At 60.0% G+C, this 22,608-nt stretch carries 15 protein-coding genes and 1 pseudogene; 10 read left to right on the forward strand and 6 right to left on the reverse strand.

Features of this window, described 5'->3' with window-relative positions:
• Window positions 1-64: 64 nt before the first annotated feature.
• The 3 genes from AB7M22_RS16795 to AB7M22_RS16805 form a co-directional block, all read right to left on the reverse strand.
• A complete protein-coding gene (locus AB7M22_RS16795; protein ID WP_454187151.1) occupies window positions 65-3,739 on the reverse strand; it encodes a translocation/assembly module TamB domain-containing protein in 3,675 nt (1,224 codons plus the stop codon).
• Complete coding sequence (locus AB7M22_RS16800; protein WP_454187152.1) at window positions 3,736-5,463, reverse strand: autotransporter assembly complex protein TamA; 1,728 nt, start codon at window positions 5,461-5,463, stop codon at window positions 3,736-3,738. Before AB7M22_RS16800 ends, AB7M22_RS16795 begins: the two co-directional genes overlap by 4 nt.
• A 65-nt stretch (window positions 5,464-5,528) precedes the next feature.
• On the reverse strand, window positions 5,529-6,179 hold the full coding sequence (locus tag AB7M22_RS16805) for a GNAT family N-acetyltransferase (protein WP_007904091.1): 651 nt from the start codon (window positions 6,177-6,179) through the stop codon (window positions 5,529-5,531).
• Window positions 6,180-6,510: 331 nt separating this feature from the next.
• On the opposite strand from AB7M22_RS16805, the gene xthA reads away from it, so the two are divergent.
• Both xthA and AB7M22_RS16815 read left to right on the forward strand, forming a co-directional pair.
• Window positions 6,511-7,323 (forward strand): exodeoxyribonuclease III, encoded by an 813-nt coding sequence (gene xthA / locus AB7M22_RS16810; RefSeq protein WP_454187153.1) that lies wholly within the window; start codon window positions 6,511-6,513, stop codon window positions 7,321-7,323.
• Window positions 7,324-7,519: 196 nt separating this feature from the next.
• Window positions 7,520-8,855: pseudogene (locus tag AB7M22_RS16815) on the forward strand (substrate-binding domain-containing protein).
• Window positions 8,856-8,997: 142 nt separating this feature from the next.
• Here the strand turns inward: AB7M22_RS16815 and AB7M22_RS16820 are convergent.
• The gene (locus AB7M22_RS16820; protein ID WP_008014296.1) at window positions 8,998-10,227 is read right to left on the reverse strand and encodes an acyl-CoA dehydrogenase; all 1,230 of its coding nucleotides are present in this window, start codon (window positions 10,225-10,227) and stop codon (window positions 8,998-9,000) included.
• 164 nt (window positions 10,228-10,391) lie between these two features.
• Here AB7M22_RS16820 and AB7M22_RS16825 point away from each other — a divergent pair, with 164 nt between their 5' ends.
• The 3 genes from AB7M22_RS16825 to AB7M22_RS16835 all read left to right on the forward strand — a co-directional run bounded on the left by AB7M22_RS16825 (window position 10,392) and on the right by AB7M22_RS16835 (window position 12,937).
• Window positions 10,392-11,321 carry a LysR family transcriptional regulator gene (locus AB7M22_RS16825; protein WP_007904083.1) on the forward strand — a complete coding sequence of 310 codons (930 nt, stop codon included), beginning with the start codon at window positions 10,392-10,394 and terminating at the stop codon, window positions 11,319-11,321.
• A gap of 188 nt (window positions 11,322-11,509) precedes the next feature.
• Entirely contained in the window at window positions 11,510-11,908 is a 399-nt protein-coding gene (locus AB7M22_RS16830) for a MerR family transcriptional regulator (protein WP_454187154.1), read from the forward strand.
• Window positions 11,909-12,037: 129 nt separating this feature from the next.
• Window positions 12,038-12,937 (forward strand): hydroxymethylglutaryl-CoA lyase, encoded by a 900-nt coding sequence (locus AB7M22_RS16835; RefSeq protein WP_454187155.1) that lies wholly within the window; start codon window positions 12,038-12,040, stop codon window positions 12,935-12,937.
• A 678-nt stretch (window positions 12,938-13,615) separates the two neighbouring features.
• On the opposite strand, the gene AB7M22_RS16840 is transcribed toward AB7M22_RS16835, so the two are convergent.
• Complete coding sequence (locus tag AB7M22_RS16840; RefSeq protein ID WP_454187156.1) at window positions 13,616-15,313, reverse strand: AMP-binding protein; 1,698 nt, start codon at window positions 15,311-15,313, stop codon at window positions 13,616-13,618.
• Window positions 15,314-15,607: 294 nt separating this feature from the next.
• Between AB7M22_RS16840 and AB7M22_RS16845 the strand changes: the two genes are divergently transcribed.
• The 4 genes from AB7M22_RS16845 to AB7M22_RS16860 all read left to right on the forward strand — a co-directional run bounded on the left by AB7M22_RS16845 (window position 15,608) and on the right by AB7M22_RS16860 (window position 21,301).
• Window positions 15,608-16,771, forward strand: coding sequence for an isovaleryl-CoA dehydrogenase (locus AB7M22_RS16845; protein WP_008014292.1), 1,164 nt, complete (start codon window positions 15,608-15,610; stop codon window positions 16,769-16,771).
• A 12-nt stretch (window positions 16,772-16,783) separates the two neighbouring features.
• On the forward strand, window positions 16,784-18,391 hold the full coding sequence (locus AB7M22_RS16850; RefSeq protein WP_008014290.1) for a carboxyl transferase domain-containing protein: 1,608 nt from the start codon (window positions 16,784-16,786) through the stop codon (window positions 18,389-18,391).
• A gap of 139 nt (window positions 18,392-18,530) precedes the next feature.
• Complete coding sequence (locus AB7M22_RS16855; RefSeq protein WP_008014289.1) at window positions 18,531-19,346, forward strand: gamma-carboxygeranoyl-CoA hydratase; 816 nt, start codon at window positions 18,531-18,533, stop codon at window positions 19,344-19,346.
• Window positions 19,346-21,301 carry an acetyl/propionyl/methylcrotonyl-CoA carboxylase subunit alpha gene (locus AB7M22_RS16860; RefSeq protein WP_454187157.1) on the forward strand — a complete coding sequence of 652 codons (1,956 nt, stop codon included), beginning with the start codon at window positions 19,346-19,348 and terminating at the stop codon, window positions 21,299-21,301. The genes AB7M22_RS16855 and AB7M22_RS16860 overlap by 1 nt, the downstream gene beginning before the upstream one ends.
• Window positions 21,302-21,340: 39 nt before the next feature.
• Here AB7M22_RS16860 and AB7M22_RS16865 read toward each other — a convergent pair whose 3' ends face one another.
• Complete coding sequence (locus AB7M22_RS16865) at window positions 21,341-22,006, reverse strand: LexA family protein (protein ID WP_454187158.1); 666 nt, start codon at window positions 22,004-22,006, stop codon at window positions 21,341-21,343.
• Window positions 22,007-22,135: 129 nt separating this feature from the next.
• Between AB7M22_RS16865 and AB7M22_RS16870 the strand changes: the two genes are divergently transcribed.
• Window positions 22,136-22,477: a DUF6124 family protein gene (locus AB7M22_RS16870; protein ID WP_008014282.1), complete on the forward strand. Its 342-nt coding sequence runs from the start codon at window positions 22,136-22,138 to the stop codon at window positions 22,475-22,477.
• Window positions 22,478-22,608: the final 131 nt, after the last annotated feature.

Below are 22,608 nucleotides of genomic sequence, written 5' to 3' on the forward strand. Positions count from 1 at the left end.
ATCCCTGTGGGAGCGGGCTTGCCCACGATTGGGGGCGACGCGGTATCTGGAAGGGAACGGGGAGTTAGAAATCCCGCTTGTAGAAGATGTCCAGCGAACTGGCCACGCCGCTGGCGGCTTCGAGGTAGACCTTTTTGCTCAGTTTGTAGCGCAAGGCGATGGTGTTGGCCGGTTCGAACACGCCGACGCCATAACGCAGGCTGAGTTTTTCCGAGATATTGCCGCTGGCCACCACGGCGGTGCTGGTGCCGCTGCCTTGGGTATCGAGCTGGAAGTCCTGAATGCCCAGGTCCTTGGCCAACCCGCTGGTCACCCCGGAACTGCCCATCAAACCCAACCCGAGAGCGGCCTGGGCGAGCATGTTGTTGTCTTCACCGGTAGTGCTCAAAGGACGCCCCAGCACCAGATAAGACAACGCCTGCTCCTGACTCATCGCCGGTTCGGAAAAGATCTGCGTGGTCGGCTGTTCGGCGCTGCCACTCAGGCGAATGCCGGCAATGACATCATCGGTCTGGCGAATCGCTTCGATGTCCAGATAAGGCTGATCGATGGGACCTGCAAACAACAGACGCGCCCGGCGCACCGTCAGTCGCTGACCGTAGGCGCGGTAACGCCCGTCGTTGAGCCACAGCTCGCCACGGGTGTCCATGTTGTCGCCAATGTGCACTTGGCCTTGCAGATTGGCAGTGAGGCCGAAGCCGGCAAAGCTGAGTTTGTCCTGCCCAACCACTACATCGATGTCCATCGCCATGGCCATCGGTGGTTTGCCCTCTTCGGTCTGCTGACCGACGATCACCGTGTCATCGGAGACCTTGACGGTCGATGGCGGCAGTTCGCGCACGGTGATTTCGCCCTTGGGCACCAGCACTTTGCCGACGATTGCCAGTCTGTCGTCCTTCATGGAAATCTTCAGGTCCGGCGCGACTTCCAGCGCGGCGTAGGGCTCGACGGTGACCGGCAACTGCGAGCCCTTGAGTGCCAGGTCCACGACCAGCGCCTGACCCCAGGCGATGTTGCCATTGAGGCTGCCCTGCCCGCTCTTGCCGCTTTTCCAGCCACCGTTCAGTTGCACGGTTTCGCCGGCAATCACCGCTTGAAGTTGCAAGGCTTCGAGCGCCATCGGCAGTTCAGGCCCGGAGATCTCTCCGTCGCGCAGCTCAAGGTTGCCATTGACCAGCGGCGCCAGCAGTCCGCCAGACAGTGTGCCGCTGCCGTTCAAATGCCCGGAGAGTTTCTCGACCATCGGCACAAACGGCCGCGCCACCGACAAGTCCAGACCATTGAGGCGGAATGAACCGGTCAGCGGTTTGTTCTTCGGCAGCGGATTGATCTGCGCCTGAACCATCAGCTCACCGAGCTTGCCGCCGACAAAGTTGAGGTCGGTGTCGATGCGTTTTGGCGTGAGTTTGCTGGTGAGCTTCAGGGTCTGGTACGGGAAGTCCAGCCATTGTTCCTTCTCGCGCATACGCAAGGTGCCGCCACTGGCGTCGATGCTGATTTGGCCGTTCGGGCCGCTGGCCGGCAAGTCCAGTTGCAGGTCGGCGTTGAGCTTGCCCTTCCAGGCGAAATCCTTTGGTAGCCATTGCGCCAGGCTGTCGATGGGGAACTGCTTGAGGTGGTAACGCAGTTTCGGCTCGGGCATCAAGCGCTGGTCTTCGCCGCACAGGCTGGCCGGGCCGGACATCCAGCAATGGGCGCCGAAGTTGATTTTGCCGTCCGCCAGTCGCTCAAGCTTCGCCGGATTTTGCAGTTTCCAGTCCTGACCGCCGGCCTGGATATCGCCACTGGCCAGACGCCCACGCCAATTGCCCTTGTCCAGCGTGCCATCAAGACCAAGCGCCAGTTTCAGCTTCGGTCCTTGCAGATCGAGGGCGAGCTTCTGATTTTTGATGTCGCCCTGACCGCTGGCGGTCAACGTGCCCAGTGACGTGTCGCCGGTCTGAATGCCGCTGCCCTTGAGGTCGATTTTCGCCCGCTGGGCGCTGTCGAGGGTGGCGTCCAGATTGAGGCTTTGCAGGCGATTGTCTTCGAACGCCAGTTGCGTGCCTTGCAGACCGAGCTTGCCTTGTGGCGCCTTGAGCGTGCCGGCGACATCGACCCGACCATTGAGCTGACCACGCAGTTGCGGCCAGAGTTGGGCCAGGCGCGGCAGCTTGATGTCGATCCGGCCGGCGAGTTTCTGTTGCAGGCTGCCCTGGCCGTTGATGCTGTTATCACCAAGGCGAATCTGCAACGCGCTGAGGTTCCATTGCTCGCCGGCGCCATCGGCCTTGGCTTGCAACACCGCCGGTTGCCCGCGCAGCTTGCCTTTCAGGTCCAGGTCGGCGGTCAGGCTGAGCGTTTCGTTCTTCATCTCACCTTTGCTGCGCAAGGGACCGGCCAACGTGCCCGGTAGCTCCGCGAGCCAGTACGCCGGGTTGATTGCCGAGAGGTCCAGCGCCGTATCCCAGGCGATACCGTCGGCAAACTGCAGATTCAGGTGCCCTTCGGCCTTGCCCTGCCCGGCTTCGAGTTTGAATTGCGGCAGGTGGATTTGGGTTAGGTTGCCGCTGAACGGGCTGTTCAGACTGAACGCCCCAGCCGGGCCATCCAGTGCAGCCTTGAAGTTACCGATGTAGTTGCCGTCGGTGTAGGAGACCTCACCGTTGAAGCTGCGCAGCGCCACTTGCGGCTCGTCGATCAACGGATAGAGACGGTGCCACGGGAAGTCCAGCCAGTCGATTTTCGCTTCAGCACTCAGGTCTTTGCTCCAGTCCACTTGCCCGGTGAGCTTGAGGCTTTGTTTGTCGTTGGCCGTCAAGTCAAGGCCGGCGATTTGCGCGCCCTTGGCGTCGACCTTGCCTTGCAGCAGCAGCGCAACCGGGCCTTGCTCTGCGGGCAGCGTGGCTTTGCCGAGCAACTGGTAACCGTTTTTCAGGTCGCCGTCGCCGGTGAGTTCCAGTTGATTGAGTTGCAAGGTATCCGGCAGATCGGCGCCAGGTTTGAAGCCGTCGGCGGTGATGCGCACTTTGGCCGGGAGGTTTTCCACCAGCGGTTGCAGCTCGCCAGTGAGTTGGCCGTTCAGGTAGCCACTGCTGTCGGCTTTCAGGTTCAGGGTTTTCAGTAGATCGCCATCGACCTTCAGGGCCAGTGTCCAAGGCTCGGTACCCGGCGCCGGCAAGGTCAGTTTGCCTTCGGCGGTCAGCGGCCAGTTACCGCTCGGTTGCAGCAGGCCGGACAGGTTCAGGCTCAGTTCATCACGCTGCAAGTGCACCGAGTCGATCTGCAAACCCTTCTCGGTCCAGTGCGCCGCCAGTTGCAGCCCCTTGAGTTCTTCACTGCCGTTGAACAGCAGGCGGCCGATTTTGACGTCGCCCAATTCGATGGCCAGCGGCAATTTCAAGTCCGGGAGACTGATCGGGCCACTGCTTTGCTCTTCCACACCCGGCGGGAATTGCAGGCTGACTTGCTCAGCCTGCAATTGCTCGATACACAACGTCATGCGCATCAGGCACAGCGGCGACCAGGCGAAAATCGCTTTGTTCAGCTCAACCCGGCTGCTGTCTTGCTGCCACAGCAGATGATCGGCGCTCCACTGCCCCCCCAAACGGCCCTGGAAATTCTCCACGGTCAAACCCGGCACGAAGCCGAGCGCCCAGCGACTGCCCGTCGGAGTGCCCAGCACGGTGACCAGTGTCAGCACGACCAGCGTCAGCAGCGCCGGAATCGCCAGCAGCGTTATTTTCAAACCACGCTTCACAGCTCAGGCCCCATGGAAAAGTGCAATCGAATGCCGCCGTCGTCGTCCATCGCGTGGGCCAGGTCGAGGCGAATCGGCCCCACCGGTGAGACCCAGCGCACACCAATACCGACACCGGTCTTGAGGTTTGGCAGTTCGAGTGTGTTGAAGGAGTTGCCCTGGTCGATGAAGGTCGCGACCCGCCATTTTTCGGCGATGGAGTATTGATACTCGACGCTGCCGGCCACCATGTAGCGGCCACCGATACGGTCGCCATCGGAGTTTTCCGGGGACAGGCTCTGGTAGTCGTAACCGCGCACGCTCTGATCGCCGCCGGCGAAGAAGCGCAAGGACGGCGGCACCGATTTGTAGCCGTTGGTGGCGCTGCCGCCGACCTGCACCCGACCGAGCAAGCGGTGTTTGTCGAAGACCGTGGTCAGGCCTTTGACCAGCGCCGTGCCATAGATCAGGTTGGTGTCCGAACCCAATCCTTCCTTGGCGACTTTGGTTTCGAATTGCAGGCGATAACCGTTGTGCGGATCGATGCGGTTATCGCTTTTGAGGTACGAATAGCTCACGCCGGGCATCAGTAAGGTGCTGAGCCCCGAATCGTCACCGAGTTGGTATTCCTCGCGTTGCCACTTGAGCGACACCACCCGCTGCCAGCCGCTGGGCAACTTGCTGTGCCACTCGGGGCCGAGGGTCAGCAGCTTGCTGAGGGTGTCGGTGCCAGCGATTTCTTCATATTGATAACCACCGGCAAAGCGCAGTTTGTCGGTCAATGGCGGGTCCAGCGGAACGTCATAAAACAGCCCGACGTTCTGCCGTGGCGCCGAAACCTCGGCCTCCCAGCCATAACTGTGCCCCTGAGGATTAACCCAGTGGCGGGTCCAGTTGGCTTTGACCCGTGGACCGACGTCGGTGGAAAAACCCAGACCCAACCCCATGGTCCGTGGCTTGCGGGTTTCCAGTTTGACCGCTACCGGGATCACGTCGTCCTTGGACGCGGTCGGCGCCGCGTCCACGCGCACGCCCTCGAAATAGCCGCTCGATTGCAGCGCCTGATTGAGTTCGGCGATCAGTTCAGAGTCATAGGGCGCACCGGCCTTGAACGGCACCATGCGTTGCAGCAGGTCTTCGTCGAACGGTGTGTCGCCTTCAAAACTGACCTTGCCCAGCGCATAGCGCGGGCCGCTGTCGTAGACCAATTCGATGTCGGCGACGCCAGCCCGCGGGTCCACCAACAGTTTCTGGCGGGTGAAGCGCCCACTGAAAAAGCCGTAGCGCGAGGCCTGGTTCTGGATCAGCCGCTTGGCGTCTTCGTAACGGCCATGGTTAAGCACCGCGCCAGGTTTGAGCAGGTCGCTTTTCGGTACACGAAAGGATTTGAACGAGGCCGCCGGACCGTCGATGCGCACCGTGACGTTGCGCAAATGGATCGGCTCGCCGGGGTCGATATTCAACACCAGGCGCGGTGTCTTGCCGCCCTTCACGTCGCTGTCGATTTGCGGCTGGTAATAACCCAAGGCCTGGGCGGCCTTGCGCGCCTGTTCTTCGGCGCCTCGACTGAAGCGCAGCAAGGCTTCTTCATCGCGATCGCCGAGGCTACCGATATAGCCTTCTATATTGGCCTTCAGTTCATCGTTGGACGGTTTGATCCGCACATCCAATTCACTTTGCGCCAGCGCCGCGCAGCTGGAGATCAGCATCAGCACGCCACTGGTAAATCTTCCTGGAAACTTCATAGGCGCGGATGCTATCACGAGCTTGGGAGCGTGATAGAGCCTGGCGTGCACTGAAAGTTCTACCTTTATCCCGTTGCTGTTTGTAACACCTGCGGGTTGGCGTGGAAAAATACGTGTTCACGAATCGGTCCTACGGCCACTTCGCCGATTTCCTCGTAGCCCTGACGCTTATAGAACTCCAGATAACGAGGATTCCCGGTGTCGAGGATCACGCCTTGGGAGTGTTCATCGACCGCGCACCAGTTATGGACCGCTTGTAGCAATTGTTCGCCGAAGTGCTTGCCCTGGAATTGCGGATGAACCCCCAGTAATGGCAAAACATGCACCGAGTCGGACGGCACGCACGCCATCACGGCGGCGTGGTAATCGAGGTAGCGTCGGGTACAGCGAAACCCGGTGCTGAGCACCATCCGCAGGCGCCAGGCCCAGCTTTCGGTAATGCCCAGGCGGCGTTGTGGCGGTGCAATCAGGGCGATGCCGATCAAGCGGTCGTTGACCAGCAGGCCGATGGCCGGCAGATCCTGCAAAAAGTGTTGTTTGACCAGTTCGCGCACCGTCGCCCTTACTCGTTGTTCATAACCGGGGCGTTCGGCTTCGAACAGGTAGCCGAACGTCGGCTCGTGCCGGTACGCCTGGTACAACAGGGAGCGGGCTTCACGGGAATAGCCGCTGTCGAGCATGTGAATATCGGCGATGACGGTCGAGGTTTCGGGCATAACGGTGGTTCTCCCCTGGGCGCGGCTCAGAAGGCCGCGTTCTTATTGGTACGAGCCTGTGGGTAGCTTCACAGTTCCCCAGACAGGTATAGACCAAGCCGGGATCTTCATCGACCGGGCTGACGCCTTCGCGGGCAAGCCTCGCTCCTACAAATTGGGTGTCGATCATTTAATTATGGCTCGACGCGAACCTTGTAGGAGCGAGGCTTGCCCGCGAAGAGGCCCAATCTGCCAACACATCTCTGACAGAACACAACGAATCCCCGCACCCCAAGGCTGGCCCCATTCCTACATGTCAGCTAGCATCGCACTTTTGCCAGGACTGCCGACCATGAAGATCGTCTCCTTCAACATCAACGGGCTGCGCGCTCGCCCGCATCAGCTGGCGGCGCTGATTGAGAAACATCAACCGGACGTGATCGGGTTGCAGGAAACCAAGGTCCACGACGATCAGTTTCCCCTGGCCGAGGTTCAGGCACTGGGTTATCACGTGCATTTCCATGGGCAAAAAGGCCACTACGGCGTGGCCCTGCTCTCGCGCCAGGAGCCAATTGCGCTGTACAAAGGTTTCGCCACTGACGAAGAAGACGCTCAGCGGCGCTTCATCTGGGGCACGTTCGCCGACGCCAATGGCGTGCCGGTGACCATCATGAACGGCTATTTCCCACAGGGCGAAAGCCGCGATCACCCCACCAAATTCCCGGCCAAGCAACGTTTCTACAGCGATTTGCAGCAGTTGCTGGAAAGCCAGTTCAGCAACGACCAGCCAATTGTGGTGATGGGCGATGTGAACATTTCCCCCGAAGACTGCGACATCGGCATTGGCCCGGACAACATGAAACGCTGGCTGAAAACCGGCAAGTGCAGCTTCCTGCCCGAAGAACGCGAATGGATGGCCCGCCTGAAGAATTGGGGCCTGGTGGACAGCTTCCGTCACCTGAACCCGGACGTTGGCGACCGTTTCAGCTGGTTTGACTACCGTAGCCGCGGTTTTGAGGATGAGCCCAAGCGCGGGCTGCGGATTGACCTGATCATGGCGTCCCACGGGTTATTGCCGCGAGTGAAAGATGCCGGCGTGGATTACGACTTGCGCGGGATGGAAAAACCCTCCGACCACGCACCGATCTGGCTTGAGTTGAGCTGATCCGGCGGCGTTGCTGATCGTTCCCACGCTCTGCGTGGGAATGCATCCCGTGATGCTCTGCGTCACATTCAAGAGCGGAACGCGGAGCGTCCCCGGCGGCGTTCCCACGCAGAGCGTGGGAACGATCACTGTCATCGTTCAGAAACCTTACTGACTTATTCTCCCGGCACTTTCTTTGGCTTCATTAGGTGCCGGCATGACGCTGCGCGTGTTGTTCCTGTTGCTGCTCGGTGCTGTGCTGCCGGCGTCGGCCGGCGATTTGCCGACGCCCGAACGTGGGCCGGTGTTGCGTATTCAGGGCTCCAACACCATTGGCGCGGCGTTGGGCCCGGCGCTGGTCGAGGGCTTGATGCGTGAACAGGGCCTGCTCAAGGTTCACCGCGAAACCCCGGACAAAGCCAACGAACAACGCATCGTCGGCGAAACCGTTCAGGGACGCCGAGTCGAGGTGGAGGTCGCGGCACACGGCTCCAGCACCGGGTTCAAAGCCCTGAAAAACGCCTCTGCCGATCTCGCGGCCTCATCGCGCCCGATAAAAGACAGCGAACGGCTGGAGCTTGAACCCCTAGGCGACCTGAAAAGCCCGGTTGCCGAGCAAGTCATCGCCATCGATGGGCTGGCAATCATCCTTCATCCGCACAATCCGCTGAAGCAACTCAACACCGTACAACTGGCGCGAATCTTCAGCGGCGAAGCGAAAACCTGGGAAGAACTCGGCGGCACCGGTGGGACGATTCATCTCTATGCGCGGGATGATCAATCGGGCACCTATGACACGTTCAAGGAACTGGTCCTCAGCCCGCGTGGGAAAACCCTGAGCGGCAACGCGAAACGCTTTGAATCCAGCGAGCAGTTGTCCGACGCGGTCAGTCTGGACCCGCAAGGCATCGGCTTCATCGGTTTGCCTTATGTACGCCAGGCCAAAGCCGTAGCGATTGTCGATGGCGACTCCCTGGCCATGCTGCCGGTCAATAGCCTGATCGCGACGGAAGATTACCCGCTGTCCCGTCGGCTGTTCTTTTACCTGTCACCAAATGGGAAAAACCCCTGGGCCAAGGCCTTGGTGAAGTTCGCGCAAAGCAGCAAAGGCCAGGCGATCGTCGCGGCCAATGGTTTTATCGCGCAGACCGTTCAGGCCATGGCCGTCACACCGAATGCGCTGATGCCCGAGGGTTATCAGGCACTCAGTCGCCATGCCCAGCGGCTGACGGTGAATTTTCGTTTCGAAGAGGGCCAGCGCGACACTGGACAACAAGGCCCGACAGGACCTGTCGCGGGTGCTCGACTATATAAAGCAGCACGACAAAACCAATCGACAGGTGACGCTGGTGGGGTTTGGCGACGCCAAGAGCGACCCGGCGCGGGCGGACCTGCTGTCGAAACTGCGGGCCATGGCGGTGCGGCGAGAATTGGTGAAAAGCGGCGTGGTGTTTCGCGAGATTCGCGGTTTCGGTGCCGAGATGCCGGTGGCGACCAATAGCGGGGATGAGGGACGGATCAAGAATCGGCGGGTTGAGGTTTGGGTGTATTGAGTCAGATATTGATGTAGTGAGTCGGCTGACCCCATCGCGGGCAAGCCCGCTCCCACAGTGTCCGTGTCGTACACAAAATCTGTGAACACCACTGCAACTGTGGGAGCGGGCTTGCCCGCGATGAACGATGACGCGGTGTCTGTCAGTGCCCGCTACGCATCATTTCCTTCGGCACATATTTGCCGATCTCGAACTTGCCGATCGCCGCGCGGTGCACTTCGTCCGGGCCGTCGGCCAGGCGCAGGGTGCGTTGCATGGCATACATGTAGGCCAGCGGGAAATCGTTGGAAACCCCTGCCCCGCCATGGATCTGGATCGCCCGATCGATCACCCGCAATGCTACGTTCGGTGCGACGACTTTGATCTGCGCGATTTCGCTCTTCGCCACCTTGTTGCCAACGGTGTCCATCATGTATGCGGCTTTCAACGTCAGCAGGCGCGCCATGTCGATCTCCATCCGCGAATCGGCGATTTTGTCGATGTTGCCGCCCAGCCGCGCCAGGGGTTTGCCGAACGCGGTGCGGTTGACCGCACGTTTGCACATCAGCTCCAACGCACGCTCGGCCATGCCGATCGAACGCATGCAGTGGTGAATCCGGCCTGGGCCGAGGCGACCCTGAGCAATTTCGAAGCCGCGTCCTTCACCCAACAGGACGTTTTCGTACGGCACCCGGACGTTTTCGAACAGCACTTCGGCGTGGCCGTGAGGCGCATCGTCGTAACCGAACACCGGCAGCGGACGCACAATCTTCACGCCTGGGGTATCCACCGGCACCAGAATCATCGAGTGCTGCGCGTGGCGCGGTGCATCCGGATTGCTCAGGCCCATGAAGATCAGGATCTTGCAACGTGGATCGCAGGCCCCTGAGGTCCACCATTTCTTGCCGTTGATCACCCATTCGTCGCCATCACGCACGGCGCGGGCGGCCATGTTAGTGGCGTCGGACGAGGCCACGTCCGGCTCGGTCATGGCGAACGCCGAACGAATCTCGCCGCGCAACAGCGGTTCGAGCCAGCGTTGCTTCTGCTCTTCATTGGCGTAACGCACCAGCACTTCCATGTTGCCGGTGTCCGGGGCGGAGCAGTTGAACGGTTCAGGACCGAGCAGCGAGCGGCCCATGATTTCCGCCAATGGCGCGTATTCGAGGTTGGTCAGGCCGGCGCCGAGTTCGGATTCAGGCAGAAACAAATTCCACAGGCCTTCAGCTTTGGCCTTGAGTTTGAGTTCTTCCATGATCGCTGTCGGCTGCCAGCGATCGCCCTCGGCGACCTGGCGTTCGAACACCGCTTCAGCGGGATAAACGTAGGTGTCCATGAACGCGGTCACGCGCTCACGCAGTTCTTGCACTTTGGGCGAATAAGCGAAATCCATGGGCAGCTACCTTCTAAAGGGAGGTTGTTCAGGTCATGCAATCGATGCTAGAACAGCGTTGATAATTTACCTAGCCTATTCTCGGCGTGTATTAACATTCATCACCGATATATGATCGACTGATCGAGCTACCTTCCTAAAACAAGAGCAGAGAGCGCAGCGCAATGAATCTGAGCAAGGTCGACCTCAACCTTTTCATCGTCTTCGACGCGATCTACACCGAAGCCAACCTGACGCGCGCCGGGCAGATTGTCGGCATTACTCAACCGGCAGTCTCGAACGCTCTGGCCCGCCTGCGCGAGACCTTCAACGATCCGCTTTTCGTGCGCACCGCCCAAGGCATGGTGCCGACGCCAATGGCGCAGAACATCATCGGCCCCGTGCGCAACGCCCTCTCCTTGCTGCGGGTGTCGGTGCAGGAAAGCCGCATTTTCAACCCGTTACAGGCGGTCAAGACCTACCGCATCAGCATGACCGACCTCACTGAAGCGGTGATCCTGCCGCCGCTGTTCCAGCGCCTGCGACGCCTGGCGCCGACGGTGATCATCGAAAGCTTCCTGTCCAAACGTCGCGAGACCACCAAGGAACTGGCAGCCGGGCGTCTCGATTTCGCGGTGGATGCGCCGCTCAACACCGACCCGCAGGTGCGTCACGTCAAGTTGATGGAGGACCGTTACGTGTGCGCCATGCGCAAGGGCCATCCGTTGGCGGGCAAAGAGAAATTCACCCTCGACGATTATCTGTCCCTGACCCACATCCATATCTCCAGCCGCCGCAGCGGTCTGGGCTATGTCGACCTGGCCCTGGGCAAAATGGGCATCCAGCGCAAGATCGCCCTGCGCTCCCAGCATTACCTGATGGCGTCCCAGGTGTTGCAACAGACCGACATGGTCATGACCGTGCCGGAACGCTTCGCCCGTCGCCATGACTTGTACGCGGTGAACCTGCCGGTCAAAGAAGTTCCGCCGGTGGAAACCCACCTCTACTGGCACGAAAGCACTGACCAGGACCCGGCCAACCGCTGGATGCGCGAGCAAATGATCGAGTTGTGCCAACAGGTTACGGCGCATGAGAAGAAGCTCGACAAGGTGTAAGGCTTTGGACCGCGTCATCGTTCTTCGCGGGCAAGCCTCGCTCCTACAAGGTTAAATGATCGACACCAAACCTGTAGGAGCGAGGCTTGCCCGCGAAGAGGCCGGTAATACCAACGAAGATCCAAGCCCCTTGACGTAAACGTCAACCTGCCATTAGCTTAGCGCCATGACCTTTTTCGAGCGCTTCCATGAGCAGCCAGACCTATAGCATTTCCGACCTCGCCCGCGAGCTCGACATCACCACCCGGGCCATTCGCTTCTATGAAGAGCAAGGTCTGCTCAGCCCCAAGCGCCGCGGCCAGGAACGCATTTATTCGCCCCGTGACAAGGTCAGCCTGAAGCTGATTCTGCGGGGCAAGCGCATTGGTTTTTCCCTGGCCGAATGCCGCGAGCTGATCGAGCTCTATGACCCCTCCAGCGGTAACACCAAGCAACTGCACAGCATGCTGGCGAAAATCGCCGAGCGTCGGGAACAACTCGAACAGCAACTGCTGGACATCGAACAGATGAAACTGGAACTCGATACGGCCGAAGAGCGCTGTACTCAGGCGCTGGAACAGACAATCAAGAGCCAGCAGCTCGTGTAGGAGCTGAGCTTGCTCGCGAAAGCGGTATGTCCTTCAACATTGATGTCGACTGACCTGACGCTTTCGCGAGCAAGCTCAGCTCCTACAGGGTTCTGTGAACATTCATACAATTTCAACAGGTCCATTGCCATGTCCCTACCCACCCACGTACGCCTGGTCGAAGTCGGCCCCCGCGACGGTTTGCAAAACGAAGCTCAGCCCATCAGCGTTGCGGACAAGGTGCAACTGGTCGACGCGCTGACCGCCGCAGGCCTGGGCTATATAGAAGTCGGCAGTTTCGTCTCGCCCAAATGGGTGCCGCAAATGGCCGGTTCCGCCGAGGTCTTCGCGCAGATCCAGCGCAAGCCGGGCGTGACCTATGGCGCCCTCGCCCCCAACCTGCGGGGCTTTGAAGACGCCATCGCTGCCGGGGTCAAGGAAGTCGCCGTGTTTGCCGCAGCGTCCGAAGCGTTTTCCCAGCGCAACATCAATTGCTCGATCAGCGAAAGCCTGGAGCGCTTCGTGCCGATCATGGACGCCGCCAGACAACACGGCGTCAGCGTGCGCGGTTACGTGTCCTGCGTGCTGGGCTGCCCTTACGAAGGTGATGTCGCGCCTGCACAAGTCGCCCGGGTTGCTCGTGAGCTTTATGCCATGGGCTGCTACGAGGTTTCGCTGGGAGACACCATCGGCACCGGCACTGCCGGCGCGACCCGCAAGATGTTCGAAGTGGTCTCGGCCGATGTGCCACGTGAAAAACTGGCCGGGCACTTTCACGATACCTATGGCCAGGCCATGGCCAACATCTACGCCAGCCTGCTGGAAGGCATCGCGGTGTTCGACAGCTCCATCGCCGGCCTCGGCGGCTGCCCATACGCCAAGGGCGCCAGCGGTAATGTCGCGACCGAAGACGTGGTTTACCTGCTCAACGGCCTGGGTATCGAGACCGGAATCGACCTGGACGCCTTGATTCGGGCCGGCCAACAGATTTGCGCGGTGCTGGGGCGCCCTACCGGTTCGCGCGTGGCCAAGGCTCGCAGCGCACAGTGACAGTGTGGATGTGTCCGGGTGTTACCGCGTGTGCAGAAACGTGGGCGGAAGCGAGTAACACGGAAACAAATTGTCAGGTTTGGGTTGGATGAAAAATCCTGCGAAAAACTCAAAGCATTGAATTTAAAGGGTTTTTAAAAGTTGGCACGGCTTCTGCTATCTCTATGGCATAACAAGAATAAAAACTGCAAACCAATAAAAATAAGACGTAACGACTCTGACATAACAAGAACAACACGGCAGAGACGCAGCTAACAGATTTTTTTGGAGAGGATGTGCTTTTCAGGGTGCTTTTCGAAGTAACCCGCAACCGGGCAGAGAACAATAAAACTACCTTCAGGTAGCTCCCGAACTGGTTGGATCGCTTAGCGAAAAAGTAGATCAGCGCTCAAAAAAATACGTTTGCTCTTGATCCCGGATGGGGATCGACAAAAACAGCAGTAAAGGGCCACGGTTGCCAAAAACAACAACAGACCGCCCCTCAATAATAAAAAAAGAGCACGTAACGACAAAATTAAAGGGGAGCTTCGGCTCCCCTTTGTGCTTTCTGGTGTTTGCCATTTCCACTGCCCCCCCCTGTGGGAGCGAGCCTGCTCGCGATAGCGGTGGTTCAGCCGACATCTATATTGGATGTGCTGCCGTCATCGCGAGCAGGCTCGCTCCCACAAGGAATTGTGGTCAGGCGTGATTACCTCGCAGCTCCTGGATGCTGATCTCACGCATCCGGAACTTCTGGATCTTGCCGGTCACCGTCATCGGAAACTCCTCGACGAACTTGAAGTAACGCGGTGTCTTGAAGTGCGCGATGCGCTCCTTGCACCAGGCTTGCAGTTCCTGCTCGGTGGCGCTGTGGCCGGGGTGGAATTTGATCCAGGCGACGATCTCTTCACCATAACGGGAACAAGGAATGCCGATCACCTGCACGTCGGCTACCGCAGGATGGGTGAAGAAGAACTCTTCCAGCTCCCTTGGGTAAACATTCTCACCGCCGCGGATGATCATGTCCTTGTTACGCCCGGCGATGCACACGTAGCCTTCGTCATTCATGCTCGCCAGATCGCCGGTGTGCATCCAGCCCGCTTCATCAATAGCCTCGGCGGTGCCTTGCGGGTTGTTCCAGTAGCCGAGCATCACGCTGTAGCCGCGAGTACATAGCTCACCGATGGTGCCGCGCGGTACCAGGTTGCCCCCCTCGTCGATGATTTTGCTTTCCAGTTGCGGCTGGGTTCGACCAACGGTGGTGACACGCAATTCCAGCTCGTCTGACGGACCGGTCTGCAAAGACACGGGGCTGGTTTCCGTCATGCCGTAGGCAATCTGCACTTCGCTCATGTGCATTTCATTGATAACCCGGCGCATCACCTCGATCGGGCAGGTCGCGCCGGCCATGATCCCGGTGCGTAGGCTCGACAGATCAAACTCGGCGCGCTTGGGCTGATCGAGCATGGCGATGAACATGGTCGGTACGCCGTAAAGCGCGGTGGCTTTTTCTTCGGCGACGGTGCTCAGCGTCAGCAATGGATCGAAGGCGTCGTTGGGGTAAATCATGGTACTGCCGTGGGTGACGCAGCCAAGATTGCCCATGACCATGCCGAAGCAGTGATACAGCGGTACCGGAATCACCAGCCGATCATTGGCCGTCAGCCCGAGGCTTTCGCCGACCATGTAACCGTTGTTGAGAATGTTGTAATGACTGAGGGTCGCGCCCTTGGGGAAACCGGTGGTGCCGGAGGTGTACTGGATGTTTACCGCCTGGTCGAAATGCAGACTGTCCTGGCGTTCGCGCAATTGCTCGACCGACACGCTGGCCGCCAGATCGGTCAGCTGCGACCACGGCAGGAAACCCGATGGCGGCTGCGCATCCAGGCTGATCACCCCGCGTAGTTCCGGCAGGCGTTCGCCCTGCAACTGGCCGATGGATTGCTCTGCCAATTCCGGTACCAGCCCCTGCAGCATGCCGTGATAGTCGGAGGTCTTGAAAGCCCCGGCACAGACCAGCCATTGGCAACCGGACTGCTTCAACACGTATTCGAGTTCGGAACTGCGGTAAGCCGGGTTGATGTTGACCAGGATCACGCCGATTTTCGCGCTGGCGAACTGGCTGATGCACCACTGGGCACAATTCGGCGCCCAGATGCCTAGCCGGTCACCGGTCTGCAAGCCCAGCGCCAAAAATGCTCTGGCGTGCAGGTCGACGGCTTCTGCCAACTGCTGCCAGGTGTAACGCAGCTGTTGATGGCGCACGACCAGCGCCTCCCCGTTCGGGTATTGCGCGACCGTGTTATCGAACGCCTGACCGATGGTCATCGCCAGCAAGGCTTTGTCCTGGGAACCACGGGTATAGCTGCGCTGCGGGCTTGCACTGGGTTGATCCATGACGACCCCTATTGTCTTTATTAATGGGCTGCCGACGGTCACCTGTGGGAGCGAGCCTGCTCGCGAAAGCGGCCGAACATTCAACATTGATGTCGACTGATCCGACGCTTTCGCGAGCAGGCTCGCTCCCACAGGGTTGGTCCGCTTTTCTATCTTGAACTGGCTCTACTCTCGCTCAAGTTGACGTTAACGTAAAGGGTGATTGACAGCCATTCGTCACAGGCTTACGTTAACGTAAAGGTGAGAGCCGAATCACTGCTCTCCCCACCCTACAAAAAAGCCAAAAGGTGCCCCATGAGCTACCCATCCCTGAACTTTGCCCTCGGTGAAACCATCGACATGCTGCGCGATCAGGTTCAGTCCTTCGTCGCCAAAGAGATCGCCCCGCGCGCCGCTCAGATCGACATCGACAACCTGTTCCCCGCTGACCTGTGGCGCAAATTCGGCGACATGGGTCTGCTCGGCATTACTGTGCCAGAAGAGTACGGCGGCGCAGGCCTGGGCTACTTGGCGCACGTTGTCGCCATGGAAGAAATCAGCCGCGGCTCGGCCTCGGTCGCCCTGTCCTACGGCGCCCACTCCAACCTTTGCGTCAACCAGATCAACCGCAACGGCACTCACGAACAGAAAAGCAAATACCTGCCAAAACTGATCAGCGGCGAGCACATCGGTGCCTTGGCCATGAGCGAACCGAATGCCGGTTCCGACGTGGTCTCGATGAAACTGCGCGCCGACAAACGCGGCGATCACTATGTACTCAACGGCAGCAAAACCTGGATCACCAACGGTCCCGACGCCAATACCTATGTGATCTACGCCAAGACCGACCTGGAAAAAGGTCCGCACGGCATCACCGCGTTCATCGTCGAGCGTGACTGGAAAGGCTTCAGCCGCAGCAGCAAGTTCGACAAGCTCGGCATGCGCGGTTCGAACACCTGCGAGCTGTTTTTCGATGACGTCGAAGTCCCGGAAGAAAACATCCTCGGCGTGCTCAACGGTGGCGTGAAAGTGCTGATGAGCGGCCTCGACTACGAGCGCGTGGTGCTTTCCGGTGGCCCGACCGGGATCATGCAGGCCTGCATGGACTTGATCGTTCCGTACATCCACGACCGCAAACAATTCGGCCAGAGCATCGGCGAATTCCAGTTGATCCAGGGCAAAGTCGCCGACATGTACACCCAACTCAATGCCAGTCGTGCTTACCTCTATGCGGTGGCCCAGGCCTGCGAGCGCGGCGAAACCGCCCGCAAGGACGCCGCCGGAGTGATCCTCTACAGCGCCGAATGCGCGACCCGAATGGCCCTCGACGCGATCCAGATTCTCGGCGGTAACGGCTATATCAACGAATTCCCGGCCGGTCGTCTGCTGCGTGACGCCAAGCTGTATGAAATCGGTGCCGGCACCAGTGAGATCCGTCGCATGCTCATCGGTCGCGAACTGTTCAACGAAACCCGCTAAACGGAGCTGCACATGGCTATCCTGCATACCCAGCTCAACCCCCGTTCGGCGGAGTTCGCGGCCAATAGCGCGGCGATGCTCAAACAGGTCGACGCCCTGCACACCCTGCTCGCGCAAGTGCAGCAAGGTGGCGGCCCGAAGGCTCAAGAGCGCCACACATCGCGGGGCAAACTGCTGCCCCGTGAGCGGATCAATCGCCTGCTCGATCCGGGTTCGCCATTTCTCGAAATCAGCCAACTGGCGGCCTACGCGGTGTACGGCGAAGACGTTCCCGCCGCGGGTGTGATTGCCGGTATCGGTCGGGTGGAAGGCGTCGAATGCATGATCGTCGCCAACGATGCCACCGTGAAAGGCGGCTCGTACTACCCACTGACGGTGAAAAAACACCTGCGCGCGCAAACCATCGCCCAACAAAATCGCCTGCCCTGCATCTATCTGGTGGACTCCGGCGGCGCCAACTTGCCGCGTCAGGATGAAGTGTTCCCGGACCGCGAACACTTTGGTCGGATCTTCTTCAACCAGGCCAACATGAGCGCCATGGGCATTCCGCAGATTGCGGTGGTCATGGGCTCGTGCACCGCCGGGGGCGCTTACGTACCAGCGATGGCCGATGAAGCGATCATGGTCCGTCAACAGGCGACGATTTTCCTCGCCGGCCCACCGCTGGTGAAAGCCGCGACGGGTGAAGTGGTCAGCGCCGAAGACCTCGGCGGGGCCGATGTGCACTGCAAGATTTCTGGGGTCGCCGACCATTACGCCGAGAGCGATGAACACGCCCTCGCATTGGCCCGGCGCAGCGTCGCCAACCTCAATTGGCGCAAGCTCGGTGAACTGCAACAGCGCACGCCGATCGCGCCGCTGTACAGCAGCGACGAGTTATACGGCGTGGTGTCGGCGGACGCCAAGCAACCGTTCGACGTGCGCGAAGTGATCGCGCGCCTGGTGGACGGCTCGGTGTTCGATGAGTTCAAGGCGTTGTTCGGAACTACGCTGGTCTGCGGCTTCGCCCACCTGCACGGTTACCCGATCGCGATCCTCGCCAACAACGGCATCCTGTTCGCCGAAGCCGCGCAGAAAGGCGCGCACTTCATCGAACTGGCCTGCCAGCGCGGCATTCCATTGCTGTTTTTGCAAAACATCACTGGCTTCATGGTCGGCCAGAAATACGAAGCCGGCGGCATCGCCAAGCACGGCGCGAAACTGGTGACGGCCGTGGCCTGCGCCAAGGTGCCGAAATTCACCGTGATCATCGGTGGCAGCTTCGGCGCCGGCAACTACGGCATGTGCGGGCGGGCCTACGATCCACGTTTCCTGTGGATGTGGCCGAACGCGCGGATCGGCGTGATGGGTGCCGAACAGGCGGCGGGCGTGCTGGTGCAGGTCAAACGTGAGCAAGCAGAACGCAGTGGTCATGGTTTCAGCGCCGAGCAGGAAGCCGAGATCAAGCAACCGATCCTCGATCAGTACGAAGAACAGGGGCATCCCTATTATTCCAGCGCTCGACTGTGGGACGACGGTGTCATCGACCCGGCGCAGACCCGCGACGTGTTGGCCCTGGCCTTGTCGGCGTCGCTGAACGCACCAATCGAACCGAGCCGCTTCGGCGTGTTCCGGATGTGATCCGACCTTGTAGGAGCGAGCGGGCGGCGTTCCGACTTGCCCGCGAAGGCGTCGGTACATCCAATATCGATGTGACTGACAAACCGCTTTCGCGGGCAAGCCTCGCTCCTACAGAATAGAGTTGTGGAGACGGACAAACATGAGCGACTTCAACACCCTCGAACTGCTGACCGACCCGCGGGGTTTTGCGACCCTGTGGCTCAGCCGTGAAGAAAAGAACAACGCCTTCAACGCCGAAATGATCCGCGAACTGATCCTTGCGCTGGACAAAGTGTCGAGCGATGCCAGTCTGCGTTTTCTGCTGATCCGTGGGCGCGGCAAGCATTTCAGCGCCGGTGCCGATCTGGCGTGGATGCAGCAATCGGCCGAACTCGATTACCACACCAACCTCGACGACGCCCGGGAACTGGCGGAGTTGATGTACAACCTCGCCAAGCTGAAAATCCCGACCGTGGCAGTGGTGCAAGGCGCAGCCTATGGCGGTGCGCTGGGCCTGATCAGTTGCTGTGACATGGCCATCGGTGCCGATGACGCGCAGTTCTGCCTGTCGGAAGTGCGCATCGGCCTGGCGCCGGCGGTCATTAGCCCGTTCGTGGTGCAAGCCATCGGTGAGCGCGCGGCACGCCGTTATGCCTTGACCGCAGAACGTTTCGGCGGGCAACGGGCTCGGGAAATCGGCTTGTTGTCGGAAAGCTACCCGATGGCTGAACTGGAGCAGAAAGTCGATCAGTGGATCGACAACCTGCTGCTCAACAGTCCGGCGGCCATGCGCGCCAGCAAGGACTTGCTGCGTGAAGTCGGCCACGGCGCGCTGACCCCGGCGCTGCGGCGCTACACCGAGAACGCCATCGCCCGAATCCGCGTCAGCCCCGAAGGCCAGGAAGGCCTGCGCGCCTTCCTGCAAAAACGTCCGCCGAACTGGCAAGCCGAAACTACCCTCAAGGAGCCGCGTTGATGAGCGCACCTGTTCTCACCACCTTGCTGGTGGCCAACCGCGGCGAAATCGCTTGCCGAGTGATGCGCACCGCGAAGGCTCTGGGCCTGACCACCGTGGCCGTGCACAGCGCCACCGACCGTGACGCCCGGCACAGCCGCGAAGCCGATATCCGCGTCGACCTGGGCGGCAGCAAAGCCGCCGACAGTTACCTGCAAATCGACAAGCTGATCGCCGCCGCGAAAGCCAGCGGCGCTCAGGCGATTCATCCCGGTTATGGCTTTCTCTCGGAAAACGCCGGGTTCGCCCGCGCGATCGAAGCGGCCGGCCTGATCTTCCTCGGCCCGCCCGCCTCAGCCATTGACGCCATGGGCAGCAAGTCCGCAGCCAAAGCCTTGATGGAAACCGCTGGCGTGCCACTGGTGCCCGGCTATCACGGCGAAGCCCAAGACCTTGATACCTTCCGCGACGCCTGCGAACGCATCGGTTATCCGGTGCTGCTCAAAGCCACGGCGGGCGGCGGCGGCAAAGGCATGAAAGTGGTCGAGGACGTCAGCCAACTGGCCGAAGCCCTGGCCTCGGCGCAACGTGAAGCGCAGTCGTCGTTCGGCGACTCGCGGATGTTGGTGGAGAAGTACCTGCTCAAACCACGCCACGTGGAAATCCAGGTCTTCGCCGACCAGCATGGCAATTGTCTGTACCTCAATGAACGTGACTGCTCGATCCAGCGTCGGCATCAGAAAGTCGTCGAAGAAGCCCCGGCTCCGGGTCTCAGCCCGGAACTGCGTCGAGCGATGGGCGAAGCCGCCGTGCGCTCGGCACAGGCCATCGGTTACGTCGGTGCCGGCACCGTGGAGTTTTTGCTGGATGCGCGCGGTGAGTTCTTCTTCATGGAGATGAACACGCGCCTGCAAGTTGAACACCCTGTCACCGAAGCCATCACCGGCCTCGACCTGGTGGCCTGGCAAATTCGCGTGGCCCGCGGTGAAGCGCTGCCGATGACTCAGGACCAAGTGCCGCTGATCGGCCACGCGATCGAAGTGCGGCTGTATGCCGAAGACCCAGGCAACGATTTTCTACCGGCGACCGGGCGTCTGGCGTTGTATCGCGAATCCGCCGAAGGAGCGGGGCGTCGCGTGGACAGTGGCGTTGAAGAAGGCGACGAGATTTCGCCGTTCTACGACCCGATGCTCGGCAAGCTGATTGCCTGGGGCGAAGACCGTGAACAGGCGCGGCTGCGCTTGCTAAGCATGCTTGATGAGTTTGCCATTGGCGGGCTGAAGACCAACATCAACTTCCTGCGTCGAATCATCGGCCACCCGGCATTTGCGGCGGCGGAGCTGGATACCGGTTTTATTCCGCGTTATCAGGAGCAACTGCTGCCAGCACCTTCAGACCTCAGCGATGAATTCTGGCAAGCGGCCGCGCAGGCATTTGCCCAGAGCCAGCCAAACACGACCCGCGCTGATGACCTGAGTTCGCCTTGGGGTATCGGCAACGGATTCCGTGCCGGACTGCCGACAGAAATCACCCTGCATTTGAGTTGCGAAGGGCAAGACCGGGCGCTGACCTTGGGCAATGCCGACGCTCATACCGCACAGCTCAAGGGTGAATACCTGCTGACCGAACACAACGGTTTGCGCCGCCAGCATCGGGCAATCCGCCGTGGCGATACGCTGTATCTGCAATGGGACGGCGAGCTGCGCCGCATCGAGTCGTATGACCCGATCAGTGCCGTCGAAGCCAGTCACAGCCATCAGGGCGGGCTCACCGCGCCCATGAACGGCAGCATCGTGCGAGTGCTGGTGGAGACCGGGCAAACGGTCGACGCCGGGGCGCAATTGGTGGTGCTGGAAGCGATGAAAATGGAGCACAGCATCCGCGCGCCCCACGCCGGAGTGATCAAGGCGCTGTATTGCCAGGAAGGCGAGATGGTCAGCGAAGGCAGTGCGTTGGTGGAGTTGGAACTAACCTGAAATGAAGATCGGTCCTACGCGTTGCGAGGACCGATCTGATTAGAATTTGGCAGTCGCCTGAACCACCACGCCGATGATTCGGCATTCTTCGGTGTAAAGGGCTTTCGGATAGGTCGGATTGAGCGGGACCAGATAACGCTGCCCGCCCTCTTCGATCAGTTTGCGAAAAACCGCCTCGGCGCTGCCGGGCCATTGGGCGATCACCAGTTTGCCAGGCTCCGGCACGATGGCCGGGTCCACCAGAATCAACATGTCCGCGGCAATGCTCACACCCGTGGGCGCGGTCATCGCATCACCGACCACCACCAGCCAGAACGCGGCGCCCTGTGCGTGGTAATCGGACAACTCGAAGCGCGGTTTGCTGACAGCCGATGAAGCGCCGTAGGTCAATAACTCTCCGTCGCGCACCTCCCCGGTTACCCGCCAGTCACTGACCGGGTAGCGAAAGTACGGGTTGTACTTCTGCGTCAGAGAGATCTCTTCATCCTGAGAGACCTGCGGTTCCCTGATCACCATCGCGACTTCCAGATAGTCCATCCCCAGCGCCTGCAAGACACGGTTCATCTCTTGGATGCGGGGCTGACGACGTTTATTCAGCCAATGGCCGACGCCGCCCTGGGACATTCCGATGCGCTCGGCGAGTATCTCTTGAGTGACTTTGAGTTCACTCATTTTGGCCTTGACCAATTCAATCCATTTATCCATGTGCGGCACGATACGTGGGGTACTCCGACCAACAAAACACAAATTGTAGTATTTAAATTCAAGACACAAATACAGTACGTACTAAGCTGGGCTCACGGATTTGAATCTATCACGGAGCTTGCCATCGTCATGACCATCCCCAGCATTACCCTGCCCGACATGCAATTCGACACTACGCTCAACTCGCCAAAAGGCTCTGCCGCCGCGCAGCGGGCGCTGGACTATTACTTGAAACCAGCTGTGTCAGAAGAGGTCAGCGAAGAACGTTTCTTCGATGTGAACCGTAACATCAGCAGCGAAGAGGCGCTGGTCCATGCTTCGGATCTGTTGCGATGTGCCGCCGCCACCGCGCATGAATCAGCCAACCAGCTGCAGGGCGCAAGCCGGGATCTGGCGTTTTCGACGGTGCACATGATCGACATGGCCAAGGCGATGGTCGACCGGTCCCTGGAGGGCAATCAGAACGATTGAGGAGGAAGCGCTTTGGAGGAAGACAGGAAAAACTTTCCAATCGAGCAGATAAAAACATTTGACTTGCAAATGATAATGATTATTATTGCAGCAACTGGTCGCGAGATCAGTCGATGGCCCAAGGGACCTTA

The organism is Pseudomonas sp. ADAK2 TE3594, assembly GCF_053628675.1.

What these genes read in the sequence shown, in the direction of transcription:
- AB7M22_RS16800 (WP_454187152.1), bottom strand. Translation starts at nt 5,463, where the DNA reads ATGAAGTTTCCAGGAAGATTTACCAGTGGCGTGCTGATGCTGATCTCC.
- AB7M22_RS16805 (WP_007904091.1), bottom strand. Translation starts at nt 6,179, where the DNA reads ATGCCCGAAACCTCGACCGTCATCGCCGATATTCACATGCTCGACAGC.
- xthA (WP_454187153.1), top strand. Translation starts at nt 6,511, where the DNA reads ATGAAGATCGTCTCCTTCAACATCAACGGGCTGCGCGCTCGCCCGCAT.
- AB7M22_RS16820 (WP_008014296.1), bottom strand. Translation starts at nt 10,227, where the DNA reads ATGGATTTCGCTTATTCGCCCAAAGTGCAAGAACTGCGTGAGCGCGTG.
- AB7M22_RS16825 (WP_007904083.1), top strand. Translation starts at nt 10,392, where the DNA reads ATGAATCTGAGCAAGGTCGACCTCAACCTTTTCATCGTCTTCGACGCG.
- AB7M22_RS16830 (WP_454187154.1), top strand. Translation starts at nt 11,510, where the DNA reads ATGAGCAGCCAGACCTATAGCATTTCCGACCTCGCCCGCGAGCTCGAC.
- AB7M22_RS16835 (WP_454187155.1), top strand. Translation starts at nt 12,038, where the DNA reads ATGTCCCTACCCACCCACGTACGCCTGGTCGAAGTCGGCCCCCGCGAC.
- AB7M22_RS16840 (WP_454187156.1), bottom strand. Translation starts at nt 15,313, where the DNA reads ATGGATCAACCCAGTGCAAGCCCGCAGCGCAGCTATACCCGTGGTTCC.
- AB7M22_RS16845 (WP_008014292.1), top strand. Translation starts at nt 15,608, where the DNA reads ATGAGCTACCCATCCCTGAACTTTGCCCTCGGTGAAACCATCGACATG.
- AB7M22_RS16850 (WP_008014290.1), top strand. Translation starts at nt 16,784, where the DNA reads ATGGCTATCCTGCATACCCAGCTCAACCCCCGTTCGGCGGAGTTCGCG.
- AB7M22_RS16855 (WP_008014289.1), top strand. Translation starts at nt 18,531, where the DNA reads ATGAGCGACTTCAACACCCTCGAACTGCTGACCGACCCGCGGGGTTTT.
- AB7M22_RS16860 (WP_454187157.1), top strand. Translation starts at nt 19,346, where the DNA reads ATGAGCGCACCTGTTCTCACCACCTTGCTGGTGGCCAACCGCGGCGAA.
- AB7M22_RS16865 (WP_454187158.1), bottom strand. Translation starts at nt 22,006, where the DNA reads ATGGATAAATGGATTGAATTGGTCAAGGCCAAAATGAGTGAACTCAAA.
- AB7M22_RS16870 (WP_008014282.1), top strand. Translation starts at nt 22,136, where the DNA reads ATGACCATCCCCAGCATTACCCTGCCCGACATGCAATTCGACACTACG.